The following is a 12,927-nucleotide window of genomic DNA, read 5'->3' as shown; positions in this document are numbered from 1 at the left end:
TTAACTGAATGGAAGTCTTTAAATGCGACTTAAATCAACAAATTTTTGATTTTCATCGACTTGTAAGCGAAAGCGACCTCTTATGCCTTGGCTATCAATAAACTTTATAAAGCGGCCCGCGGGAATAGCGACCCGCGTGCCATTATCAGTGGTTACAACGACTTGCTGAAACCCTTTATTGTAGTAAACATCACAGTATTCCTGATAGCTCATTGACAAACTAAAGACATACTCGATGATCACGTTACTTGCCTGCCTTAAATAATTATTCAGTTAGACAACTTTCGACTTTTTCAAACAAGTCGCTGGCTAAGTTCGGTAAAGACTGAATGCCTTTCAACTCGGCTTTCATTAGCTCTTGACGTTTTTCGTCATAGCGACGCCAGCTAACAAACGCAGATAATAGCCGTGATGCTACCTGAGGGTTAAAGTCATTCAATACTTTAATTTGTTCTGCAACCAACTGATAGCCCTTACCATCCGCCCGATGGAACTGAGCCTGATTCTGTGAGAAAGCCGCCAGCAACGAATAAACTCGGTTTGGATTCTTAATGCTGAAGTCCGGATGAGACATGAGCTCAGTAACCCGCTCGACAGTAGTTTCGCTATTAGAAACCGCCTGAGTACTGAACCACTTGTCCATCACCAACTTTTCCCCCCTCCACTGTTTATCAAAAGCGTCCAGGAACGTTTTCGACAACGAATGATTGGACCAAACCACAGCTTGTAGCGCCGCTAGCTGATCAGTCAGGTTATCGGCCTGATTAAATTCATGCTCAATTAGGTCATTATTACCATCAGTTAATGCGAGATAACTCAAACAGACTTTCTTGAGTTGTCGTGCAGCAATATCTTGAGCCGATAACTCATAAGGATGACGGGTTGTACTGCGTTTATAGACGCGAATAAAGTCCTCTTTTAATGCACTCGCCAGTTTTTGCTTAAGACTATCTAAGCTTCTGTTGATGTTCTCAACTGGAATGACCTCAAAGTTTTCACCAATAGTTGCAGGGCTTGGCAACGTTAAAGCTAACGATATCAACGCCGGATCACTGTCACCGAGCAGTAAGTTACGACAAGACGTCTCCGTTTGATCGTCTAACTCAACCTCCGCGTCATTTGATATCGCCTGCTCTACTATCCGAGCAAACAAAGTTTGCGCTGCGTCCCAGCGGCTAAACTCATCTTGACTATGTGCCATTAATACTCGTAACTCATCGTCACTGATATCACGTTTTACTTTCACAGGGGCTGAGAAATTCTCGAATAACGACAAAACGGGTTGCTCTGAAACACCTTCAAACTTCAGTGTGAGCTCATTGTCTTTAAGGTGAATTAAGTGTTCGTCGGACAACTCCAATGGCTGGCCTTGTAACGTGTATGCCGACCATTTAATCGGAATATGAAAAGGTGCTTTTTCTTTTTGTCCAGGGGTTGCCGGCGTGTCCTGACGCAAGGTTAAGGTCAGTTTTTTTGTTGCTGAGTCGTACGCTTGCTCTACGGCAACGGTTGGAGTGCCCGCTTGTGAATACCAGTTGCGAAAGCGACCGAAGTCTGCGTCGTTAGCGTCTTCCATGGCGGCAACAAAGTCTTCACAAGTAACGGCTTGGCCGTCAAAGCGCTCAAAGTACAGCGCCATGCCCTTTTGAAAACCCTCTTCGCCTAACAAGGTATGAATCATACGAATGACTTCTGCGCCCTTGTTATACACCGTGACAGTATAAAAGTTGTTCATTTGAACAACTTTATCCGGGCGAATAGGATGCGCCATTGGACTCGCGTCTTCTGCAAACTGATGGCTTCTAATGATCTTCACATCGTTAATGCGATTGACTGCGCGAGAGCCTAAATCCGAACTGAACTCTTGGTCACGAAAAACAGTTAAACCTTCTTTCAGCGATAACTGAAACCAATCACGGCAAGTCACCCGGTTACCCGTCCAGTTATGAAAATATTCATGACCGATAACCGATTCAATGTTCAAAAAGTCCTGGTCTGTCGCTGTTTCCGGATTTGCTAATACATATTTGGCGTTAAAGACGTTTAAGCCTTTGTTTTCCATCGCACCCATATTAAAGAAATCGACAGCAACAACCATATAAATGTCGAGGTCATACACTAAGTTAAAGCGCTCTTCGTCCCACTTCATGGCATTTTTAAGCGATTCCATGGCGTGTGGTGCTCGATGTAGATTTCCCTTATCAACAAAGAGCTGAAGCTCAACGTTTCTGCCGTCTTTGGTTGTGAATTGGTCTTCCAGCAAATCGAAGTTCCCTGCGACCAAGGCAAATAAATAGCTGGGTTTTGGGTGGGGGTCTTCCCAGACGGCTAAATGTTTACCATTGTCCAGTTCCTGATATTCAACACGATTACCATTTGAGAGCAAATACGGGTACCCGTCTTTATCGGCTATGACAGTTGTGCGGTATGTTGCCAAGACGTCAGGACGGTCCATGAAGTAACTGATGCGGCGAAACCCTTCGGCTTCGCACTGAGTACAGTAAGTACCCTCAGCTAAATACAAGCCTTCAAGCGCTTCATTAGCGCTTGGGTTTACTGTATTTTCAATGGTTAACTCAAAGCTATCGAGTGCGATATCGAGTATCAACTGGTTGTTATCAATCTTCCACTTTTCGGCTGGAATAACCTCATTATTCACTTTGACGCTATTCAGCGTTATGTCTTCGCCATCAAGCACCAACGGCTTACTGTGGTTGCCCTGGCGCTCAACCTTCATGACATTAGTGACCTGAGTATTTTCAGGGTGTAACTCAAAGGTCAAATCAACCGTTGAAATAGTGAATTCGGGTTGTTGATAATCTTTTCTATACTTCGCTTTCGGTAACTGTGTCATAACTTCCTTTCAGTACTGATTAAGCCGTTGCTTCTTCTGGCTCTGGCTTTTTATAGAGAATAGTCCAGCCGGTATAGGCAAACACTACCGCAATTAGCGGTGTTAAATAGTTGAAGAACGCAAAGATACCATATTCGAATGGGCTAACCGCAAGTACCGAGAACATATAAGCACCACAGGTATTCCACGGAATTAGCGCTGACGTAATAGTACCACTGTCCTCCAGCGTACGAGACAGTACGCGTGGATCAAGATTTCGGCGCTCGTACTCTTCTCTGAACATACGACCAGGCAAGACAATAGCCATATATTGGTCAGCGGTTAAGACGTTGGCGCCAAAGCAAGTAAATAACGTACCGGTAATCAATGAACCAACCGACTTGCTGGCTTTTAGCATGCCCCGAATAAAGCGCTCAAGCAGCCCTATTTTTTCCATAATAGCGCCGAACGTCATTGCGCTAAGAATGAGCCAAACAGTATTGAGCATGGACACCATACCACCGCCACTTAGCAAAGAGTCCAGATTAGCACTGCCTGTACTAACGATCGTGCCATCGGACAACGCAAGCCAAACTACCTTCAGAGAAGCTACCCAACCTTCTTCACCAGCAATTTGCGTCACCATCTCAGGCTGGAAAATAAGCGCCCAGGCACCACCTAATAATGCACCAAAGAATACGGTAGGTAATGCCGGTTTACGGGTTGCTGCTAAGTATAAAAGTATGGCAAGTGGTACCAACATTTCCCAGCCAATGTTAAAGGTTGCCTGAAGTTGGGTTTGCATTTGTTCTAATCGCTGAAGGCTAACGTTAGTATCTGCGTTTAGACCGAGAATGAGGAAAATGATAACGGATATTACAAACGCTGGGCCTGCGGTGTATCCCATGTAACGAATATGAGCAAACAGCTCTGTGCCTGCAACTGCAGGAGCCAGGTTCGTAGTATCGGAGAGCGGTGACATTTTATCACCAAAATACGCCCCTGAAACTATCGCACCTGCGGCAATAGCAGGTTCAAGTCCCATACCGGAAGCAACCCCCATTAATGCCACACCGATGGTCGCAGCCGTTGTCCATGAGCTACCAATTGAAAGCGCGACAATACCGCAAATAATACAACTCGCGGCATAAAACAGACCGGGATTTAAGAGCTCCAGACCAAAATAGATAAGCGTTGGTACGGTACCCGATAACAACCAGGTTCCAATTAATGAGCCAACCGCAAGAATGATTAGCATAGCGCCTAGCGCAACTGAAATACCTTCAGTAATACCCTCTTCTATTTGCGACCAACTAAAACCATTGCGAAAACCAATGATAACGGCAATGCCGGATGCAACTAATAACGCAATTTGGTTAGGCCCATAAGACGAGTCCTCGCCGAATAAATAAACGGACGAAGCCAGCATGACAATCAGCGCCATTAGTGGAACTAACGCCTGGAATAAACTTGGTTGTTTTGTTGTATGACTCATTAATTTTTAACCTAAAGTTTTATAAAACCAATTAACTGCAAGAAAATAATAATAATGGCTACGGGCGCAATGTATTTAACGCACAACAACCAAATGTCAAAAACCGGTTTGTGGCTGTCTAATTCATTTTCGCTGAGCTCTCTTTTCATCACCCAACCAGCCAAAATAGCCAGTAACAACCCGCCTAATGGCAGTAAGATACTGGACGTCAAAAGGTCAATAATATCAAAAATTGAGTTAATGGGTTTACCCAGCCACTCACCGCTAAGTTGAGCCCATTCGCTCCCTGCAAATGAGTGAATGGTTAGCTGCCCTAATAACCAAAGCACAAAACCGGAAACAAGCGTCGCTGGCCAGCGCTTTAAAGAGAACTTCTCTGCTACAAAAGCAACAGAAGACTCAATCATTGCGATAGCCGATGTAAAAGCCGCTATAACAAGCATAATGAAAAATACGGTACCAAGCAGTGTGCCAGCAGGCATTTCCGCAAATGCCAAAGGTAACGTGGTGAAAATAAGACCAGGCCCCTCACTCGGGGGCAGCCCAAAGCCAAAGACCAAAGGAAATATTGCTAAGCCGGCCAGCAACGCAACAATGGTATCAATAACGGCTATCCAGAGGCTGGTTTGTACTATCGATGTTTCACGGGGCAAGTAAGCCCCGTACATAATGACCACACCCGACGCTAAGCCTAATGTGAAGAACGAATGTCCCAAGGCAATCATCACACCGTTTACCGAGAGCTTGCTAAAGTCGGGTTCGAACATAAAGGTTATTGCTGCAGAAAAGTCACCAATATTGCCGACGTATATGGCGATGCCGACAAGCAGCAAAATCATGGCTGGTAATAGCAAGCGGACAGAGCGCTCCAAACCATTTTTTACGCCGTTGCCAACCACTAAAACTGTCGCGATAATAATAAGGCTGTGCCATAACATCAATTCGCCCGGTGACGACAATAGCCCGGTGAAAACACTACCCACCTGTTCTGCTGAAGCACCTTCAAATAACCCTTGTCCGGCTTTAAATACATAAGCTAACGCCCAGCCCGCGATAACGGCATAAAAACTCAGCACTAAATAACCCGTCAGCATACCTAGCCAGCCAGCGCTTTGCCAGAAAGAGCTTTTTCCTGATTCCTGCGCAACCGACTTTGCCGCATACCCTGGTGAATGCCGACCTCGACGACCAATAATGACCTCGGCAATCATGATAGGGATGCCAATTCCCAGAATACATAGCAGGTAAATAAGAACGAAAGCACCGCCGCCATTTTCTCCCATGACATACGGAAACTTCCAAATGTTACCCAAACCAACAGCGGCAGCGGAAGATGCGAGAATGAAACTGAGCCGGCTTGACCAGCGGCTTGAGATTGTCTGATTGTTTGTCATTGTTTTTTAGTTATTGTTGTTATTTTATTGAGTTATATCACAACCGCCTATGTTGTTGTCGGCTGTGTTAAAAAAATACCGCCAATCAAGGCGGTATTTAAATCATGCGTTAGCGACTAATTATTCGCTGCAAGCTCCTCACCATGAATAAAGTCCATTGCAACAAGCAACGCTTGCTCAAGGTAAGGATCAACTTCTGTCATTTCTTCCGGAGCATCATCAATGCTTTCCACTGGTTCTTTACCAGCTCTTTTTAGACGAGCATTAACTCGCTCAAGCTGGCGGTTTTTTTGTTCATCTTCTTTGTTCTTACGTTCTTCAGCTTCCAGGCTTACCCAGGTTTTATCTTTTTCTAAACGGTAACGCTCAATGTCTTCGAAGATAAACTTAAACTCAGGCTCGCTTTCAATACGCTTGTTTAAGCGAGTTTGAAGTAGCTCAATTTCTGAGTCGCCAACTCTATTAACCGGTTTAAAGTCGGTCTTTTTAATTTTATCCCAGGGTAGCGCGTTATCTTCTTTGCTTTCGCCCCACTCCGATGCTTCTACAAAAGATGGAAATACGATATCAGGTTGAACCCCTTTGAGTTGCGTACTACCGCCATCTATACGATAAAACTTTGCAATAGTGTACTGAACACTGCCTAGCGGCTCATCAAAAAAGTCAAAACGACGTGCCAGTCCACGATGTTGCTGAACCGTTCCTTTACCGAAGGTATTTTCGCCCAATATAAGCGCCCGTTCGTAGTCTTGCATTGCGGCTGCGAATATCTCAGAAGCCGAGGCACTGTAACGGTCAACCATGACAAATAAGGGGCCTGAATAGAACACTTTACCGTCTTTGTCTTCGCTAACATCAACGCGTCCGCGCCCGTCACTGACCTGAACGACCGGCCCTTTATCAATAAATAGCCCCGTCAAACCAATGGCTTCTGTTAAAGCGCCGCCGCCGTTACCGCGTAAGTCAATAATCAAGCCTTCTACGTCTTCTGACTGCATGTCATTTATCAGCTTTTTAACATCGGCTGTCAGGTTGTTATAGAAGCCGGGTATTTCAATGACGCCCATCTTCTGGCCTTCGTAAATACCCTCTTCGATGGTTTTCACTTCCGCTTTTGCAGCACGGTCTTCCAGTTTAACTTTGTCACGAGTGACCTTGACAACGTTAGGCGTTCCGCCCGCGCCTTGGCTGGCTTTCAACACCTGCAAACGTACAGTCGTGCCTTTAGGCCCTTTGATTAGTTCAACCACATCGTCTAAGCGCATGCCGATAATATCGACAAACTCTTCCTTGTCCTCACCTTCGCCCTGTCCAACAGCAATAATTTTGTCTTCCGGTGACAGCTTACCTGTTTTGTCCGCCGGACCGCCTGGCACCAAGCTACGAATAACGGTGTAGTCATATTCCGACTGTAAAACGGCGCCAATTCCCTCAAGCTCGAGGTTCATGTTTTGTTTGAAACGCTCAGAGTTTGATGGCGACAAATAGCTCGTGTGCGGTTCAACCGAGCGCGCAAACGCATTCATTAATGTCTGAAATACATCTTCGCTCTTAGACTTGGTTAAACGATTAAGAGCACTGTTGTAGCGTTTACCCAAAGTTTCAACAATTTCAGGCCACTCTTTACCCGCTAGTTTTAAATTAAGCGCATCGTACTTAACGCGGCTTTGCCAGAGATCATTAAGTTCTTTTTCGGTTGTTGCCCACTCCGCATCTTCGCGATCGTAATAATACTTATCGCCCTCAACTGAAAAGTCCATTGGCTTTTCGTCGTCCAGCAAAGAAAGCGCATAAGTATATCGGTCAAAACGGCGTTCTAAGCTGTTTTGATAAATATCGTAGGCGACATCGAGCTCACCGCTTTTCAGCATGTCATCGAATAAGTGTTGGTATTCAGACGCACTTTCTACATCCTCTTTCAGCAAAAACATTTTGCTGTAGTCGAGCATTTCGAAATAACGGTCGTATATTTGCTCAGACAACTCGTTATCAAGCGTCATACCGCTATAGTGATAACGAGTAAAGTAGGAAGTAATTCGTTCACTGGCTGTATCGTGTTGAGACTCTTGCTCTAATTCCGGCAACTCATCGACACTGTGTTTGGGAGGTATTGCGTAAGCCGTTGGTACGGCAACAGCTAACGCTAATAAATAACTTCTTACAGCCAAGTGTTTCATTCAATGCTCCTAAGCGCGCAAAAATATCTTATCCGCTTTTACTTTCATGCTGAGACCATTGGCCAGTTGAACTTGAACGTCGTTCTTATCCAGCTCAGTAATGGTTCCCGTCATAGGCTGGTTTCCAGCCTTCACCTGTACCTGTTGACCTACAGACAGCTTGCTAAGTTCCACTTCTTCCAGTTTTAACTCAGGTTTGGGCTTTTTCTTGGCCGCTTTCGGCTTACTGGGTTTCGCCGATTCAGTAATTTTCTTTTTCACCGGCGCTTTTGGCTTAGCGGCATTTTTTTCTTTTGCTTTCTGAGCAGCTTTTGCTTTTGACTCTTTTAATGACTCTTGTGCATGTTCCTGATGCTCTTCAGTCACTTTATCAGCTTCGTTACCATCAAGATCAACACGAGCCTCCCCGGCTTTTATGCTGTAAAGGTAACGCCAGCTATTGGTGTAATGACGAAGTGCCGTTCTCAAACGGGTTTTACTGACTTTTTCATCGTCTTCTAAACGTTTTGCTAAGTCTTCAAAAATGCCTATTTTTAGTGGCTTGGCATCACCTTTTAACGAAAAGCAGTTAGGGAACTGTTCTGCAAGGTAGGCAATAACGTCTTTGCTCTTCGTCAGTTTTTCCGGTTCAGTCATTCTGTTCTTCTTCCTGTTCTCGAACGTCGTCCATTAGGTTTTGAACGTATTCGTCCATTTCATCAAATGATAATTCCAAAAGAGCGGGTTCTTCTATCCAGTCATACAACGTACGACGAACCATCTCTTCTAATTGTTCTGTGTTATCGTCATCTGTGCGCAGCGCATTAATGTGATGCAGCATTTCATTGATTTGATCTGCCGCTTCTTCTGCGTCGTCATCAAAAAACACGGCGTCTTCGCGCGTTACCAAATAGCTGTGAATATCAAACTCGTCAAACATAAAGATTACTTCTGCCAGTTCAGGTTGCTACAAAAGTCAGCTATTTTTTGAAAGCCTGCAGCGTCCTCATTATCGAAGCGACCAATAGACGGGCTGTCTATATCGAGCACCGCCACTGTTTTTCCATTAACAACAATAGGCGCAACAATTTCACTGTTAGACGCTGAATCACACGCAATGTGCCCTTCGAATTCATGAACATTTTTAACGCACTGTGTCTGCTGGGTTTTAGCACCGACACCGCAAACGCCTTTTCCAAAGGGAATTCGCACACAAGCTACTTTGCCCTGGAATGGACCTAAAACAAGTTCTTCGCTTGATTCAGCCAGATAAAAGCCAAGCCAATTAATGTCGTCAATTGCGTCATACAAAAGAGCGGAAATATTAGAAAGGTTCGCAATGAGATTAGACTCACCCTCTGTAATAGCTTGAGCCTGGCGTAAAAGGTCGGAATACAACTGCGCTTTCATCATTTGTTCAACTTAATTATCGAGCTTAAATCGGGCTATAGAAGCCGTGTCGTTGCCAGTACGAAACTGGTCTTTTAATTCACGTTTAGACTTAGAAATAATATTTCCATCCGGTCCAACCGTGTAGGCCTCGTCAGAATTAGCAAACTTTGCTTGATAAGCCATCACTAACTGCAGCGAGTTTTCGCGTTGTTCTTCGGTCAGTCTATTTCCGTCCGGCCACTTGCCTGTTTCTACCGATTGCACCAAGCGCTCATAGACCTCTGGCGTCATACTATTAATTAAGTCATCAAACTGCATGAGTTATTGCTTCTTCTTTAAGAACATCAACTGTACCCGGTTTATAACAAACCATATTAAACCGACAACAATGCCACCAATAGCAATGTTATAGCCCCATGACAGTGGTTGTGGCTGTTGCATAAACAAATAGGTAAAAGCCGCTATGGCAATAATTAGAGCCAACATGGAACGGGATACCAGCTTGTCAGACTTTTCCTGCTTTAAGCGACGCCGTTCTCTCTCTATATCGTCCTTACTTTGTCCAGCTAAAACGAATTGACAGTGGGGGCATTCTCGCGCCTTTGACGATATTCGCTTATTACAAGATGGGCATTTCGTTAACGCCATAATTTCATAACCTACCTCTTATGCAGTCCTTGCAATATAAGGCTTTTGCGCTGAATTTCAAGCAAAGTGAATAAGAAAATAAAAAACGGCCAGCAATAACTGGCCGTTTTACAGAGCTCATTAGCGCTTATTTCTTCTTGTCAGCATCGCCGAAGTCTTTCCAGTAAGACTTCACCGTTGACTTCATTTCTTTATGAAGCAGCAACATACCGAGTAAGTTAGGTAGGGTCATGAGTACAATAGCGACTGCTGACGCTGTCCAAACGAGCGTGGTGTCCGCAAATGACGCCCAGAAGAAGCCCGCAACGTATAAAATGCGGTACGGCATAACGCCTTTCTGGCCGACCAGATAGACAACCGCCCTGTCACCATAGTATGACCAGGCTATCGCTGTCGAAAACGCGAACATAAGTAACGTCAGTGGAATAATGTATTGTCCGTAATCGCCGAAGTAACCGTTAGCAAAGGCTAATGAAGTCAACGCAGCCGAGTGCACCAGCGATTTACCAACCACTTCGATGTCTTCTTTGATTAAGTTACCGTTCTTAATCTCAACGGTACCGTTATAAGCATCTTCACCGGCAACAATAAAGCGAACGTCTTCAGCCACTGAACGTGCGTGCAAGATAGTGACTTCACCATTGGTCTGTGCTTCACCATTAACCACTTCCAGCTTGCCTGAATAACGTTCAATTTCAGTATCGCTAAAATCGTTCAGGTATCTGTAAAGCTGCTCGCGATCGTCGGTATCAACATCGTTGTATTGCCCGACAACGAAGTCTAAATCACTACGTGCGAATACGTTTTCGTGCTTTTCAGTCCAAACACCGGAAGACAATATAACCAAACCAGTTAAAGTACAGATAAGAATGGTATCCAGGAAAGGCTCCAGAATTGAAACCAGACCTTCTGCAACCGGGTCTTTCGCTTTTGCTGATGCGTGCGCAATCGGTGCCGAACCCTGACCTGCCTCGTTCGAGAATAAGCCACGGTTAACGCCCCGGTTAAACGCATACGCAAAACTAGCACCTAAGAAGCCGCCTGCAGCCGCTGAACCAGTAAAGGCATCACGGAAAATCGAGACAAACGCCTCACCAATATTGTCGATGTTGAAGAAAATAACGCTCAAAGAGCCAATCACGTAAAGAATACCCATTATAGGAACAATCTTTGATGTAACGGCTGCAATGCGTTTAATACCGCCAATAATAACCATCGCTAGCAGTATTGATAGAATAGCACCTGTCCAAACTGGATCGATCTGGAAAGTCTGTTCCATTGACTGAGCAATGTTATTAATTTGCGGCATATTGCCCGTACCAAACGAGCTAATAATGGTTGCAATGGCAAAAATGACGGCAAGCCACTTCATGTTTAGACGACGGTCCATGTAATACATTGGGCCGCCCGCCATAGTGCCATCTTCGGTTTTTACGCGGTATTTGTGGGACAAGGTGACTTCGACAAACTTTGTGGTCATACCTAAGAAGGCTGTCATCCACATCCAAAAAATCGCTGCGGGGCCCCCCAAGAAAACCGCGAGAGCAACACCACCAATATTACCAGTACCAACGGTACCCGATAGCGCCGTTGATAAGGCCTGGAAGTGACTGGTGTCACCTTGTGAGTCTTTACGGTCAAATTTGCCCGCCAACACCCGCCATGCGTGTCTGAAGTACCTTACTTGTGGAAAGCCAAGGTATAACGTAAAGAATAGACCCACACCAAGTAAGATGAACGGGAAGTAGGCAGCAGAGCCTAAGAACCCATCAATCCATAATAGAAAGTTATTGAGCGCTTCCAAGGAAGACCCCCTCTTGTTGTTATTATTGTTAATTCACTCTAGTTTTAACGCAATTTTGGCGATACTGCCAATATTGCGGTTAATACATCTTCACCTAAGCGATGCGAACGAGGAGCAGACCAGCCAAAATCTTCATCAGGCAAGTCGGCGTTATCTTTAAACGGCATTTCTAACGTATAAGAAAGGCATTTGAACTTCTCACCTATCGCCGAATTAGCAACCGTCATGTTTGCTTTACCCGGTTCGTCCAGCTCATACCCATACTTGGTTTGAAACTCTGGCGTTGTCGTCAGTAAAGCCGCTTTGAAGGTGTCTTCCAGGTCTTTGTGGCGATCATCGTAAGAAGGAATACCCTCACATCCTGCAACAAAGTTATATGGCAGAGCTTCGTCACCATGCACATCCAAAAACATATCCACGCCAGTTTGCTCCATACGTTTTAGAACGTAGAAAACTTCCGGGCTTTTTTCCAAGCTGGGTTCCGCCCACTCGCGATTCAGGTTGGTACCTACTGCGTTTGTGCGTAAATGGCCACGGACACTACCGTCTGGGTTCATATTCGGAACAACGTAAAATACATTATTGTCTAGCAGCTTACGAGCAACACCATCTTCGTCGTCCAATAAGCGTCCAATGAAACCTTCCATAAACCATTCAGCCATCGACTCGCCCGGATGCTGACGTGCAGTAACCCAAATAGTGTTTTTATGCTCTGCCGGCTCACCAATCACCAATAAGTTAAGCTCACGGCCATCGATAGTTTCACCTAACAGCTCGTGGTAACAGTCGACAGATTGTTGAGCGGATTGAATTAAGTCCTGATGACGTTCATAAGAATAAGGAACAAAGTAAGCGTAATAGACGCTTTCCTGTTCCGGAGTGTGACGAATTGTGAGCTCTTTACCATTGTAGTCTGTCGGTACCCGGAACCAAGTTTCGCGGTCATAAGACGCTAATGCCTGGTAGCCGTCCCAGCCGTCAGGATAAGCTGAGCCGGCGGCATTTTCGATAACCATGACATGCTCGGTGCCGGCTTCGGCAAACAGTTTAAAATGGAACCACTGATAAAAGTCAGACTGGTTGTCTTTATTAATTGCGAGACGGATATTGTCGGCGCTGTCCGCGCTGATAACCTGAATGTTGCCACTATCGAAATTAGCAGAAATACGCATAATTCACCTTTTATTAAAGCAATACTGTTACAA

General features: G+C 45.0%; 12 protein-coding genes. All 12 read right to left on the bottom strand.

Going from position 1 to position 12,927, the window contains the following annotated elements; all coding sequences use genetic code 11:
- Nucleotides 1-18: 18 nt before the first annotated feature.
- Nucleotides 19-243, bottom strand: coding sequence for a DUF2835 family protein (locus EST55_RS02745; protein WP_100692121.1), 225 nt, complete (start codon nt 241-243; stop codon nt 19-21).
- Nucleotides 244-265: 22 nt separating this feature from the next.
- Complete coding sequence (gene pepN, locus EST55_RS02740; RefSeq protein ID WP_129496411.1) at nt 266-2,854, bottom strand: aminopeptidase N; 2,589 nt, start codon at nt 2,852-2,854, stop codon at nt 266-268.
- Between the two features lie 19 nt (nt 2,855-2,873).
- Nucleotides 2,874-4,328 carry a Na+/H+ antiporter NhaC gene (gene nhaC / locus EST55_RS02735; RefSeq protein ID WP_100692123.1) on the bottom strand — a complete coding sequence of 485 codons (1,455 nt, stop codon included), beginning with the start codon at nt 4,326-4,328 and terminating at the stop codon, nt 2,874-2,876.
- Between the two features lie 11 nt (nt 4,329-4,339).
- On the bottom strand, nt 4,340-5,722 hold the full coding sequence (locus EST55_RS02730) for a sodium-dependent transporter (protein ID WP_129496410.1): 1,383 nt from the start codon (nt 5,720-5,722) through the stop codon (nt 4,340-4,342).
- Nucleotides 5,723-5,838: 116 nt separating this feature from the next.
- Entirely contained in the window at nt 5,839-7,899 is a 2,061-nt protein-coding gene (gene prc, locus EST55_RS02725; RefSeq protein ID WP_100692125.1) for a carboxy terminal-processing peptidase, read from the bottom strand.
- Between the two features lie 9 nt (nt 7,900-7,908).
- The gene (gene proQ / locus EST55_RS02720) at nt 7,909-8,535 is read right to left on the bottom strand and encodes an RNA chaperone ProQ (RefSeq protein ID WP_129496409.1); all 627 of its coding nucleotides are present in this window, start codon (nt 8,533-8,535) and stop codon (nt 7,909-7,911) included.
- Nucleotides 8,528-8,818, bottom strand: a complete 291-nt coding sequence (locus EST55_RS02715) for a hypothetical protein (RefSeq protein WP_100692127.1) — start codon at nt 8,816-8,818, stop codon at nt 8,528-8,530. Before EST55_RS02715 ends, proQ begins: the two co-directional genes overlap by 8 nt.
- Before the next feature lie 5 nt (nt 8,819-8,823).
- Entirely contained in the window at nt 8,824-9,288 is a 465-nt protein-coding gene (locus EST55_RS02710; protein WP_100692338.1) for a GAF domain-containing protein, read from the bottom strand.
- A gap of 12 nt (nt 9,289-9,300) precedes the next feature.
- Entirely contained in the window at nt 9,301-9,588 is a 288-nt protein-coding gene (locus tag EST55_RS02705) for a DUF1315 family protein (RefSeq protein WP_100692128.1), read from the bottom strand.
- A 3-nt stretch (nt 9,589-9,591) separates the two neighbouring features.
- Entirely contained in the window at nt 9,592-9,918 is a 327-nt protein-coding gene (locus tag EST55_RS02700; protein ID WP_100692129.1) for a hypothetical protein, read from the bottom strand.
- Nucleotides 9,919-10,045: 127 nt separating this feature from the next.
- Entirely contained in the window at nt 10,046-11,722 is a 1,677-nt protein-coding gene (locus EST55_RS02695) for an AGCS family amino acid carrier protein (protein WP_100692130.1), read from the bottom strand.
- A gap of 44 nt (nt 11,723-11,766) precedes the next feature.
- Entirely contained in the window at nt 11,767-12,894 is a 1,128-nt protein-coding gene (locus EST55_RS02690) for a M14-type cytosolic carboxypeptidase (RefSeq protein ID WP_129496408.1), read from the bottom strand.
- Nucleotides 12,895-12,927 lie beyond the last annotated feature (33 nt).

The sequence above is a fragment of the Idiomarina sp. 29L genome, assembly GCF_004123135.1.
Taxonomy (GTDB): Bacteria; Pseudomonadota; Gammaproteobacteria; order Enterobacterales; family Alteromonadaceae; genus Idiomarina.
The sequence above is the reverse complement of the archived record's forward strand: the minus strand, read 5'-3'. Positions and strand labels throughout refer to the sequence as shown.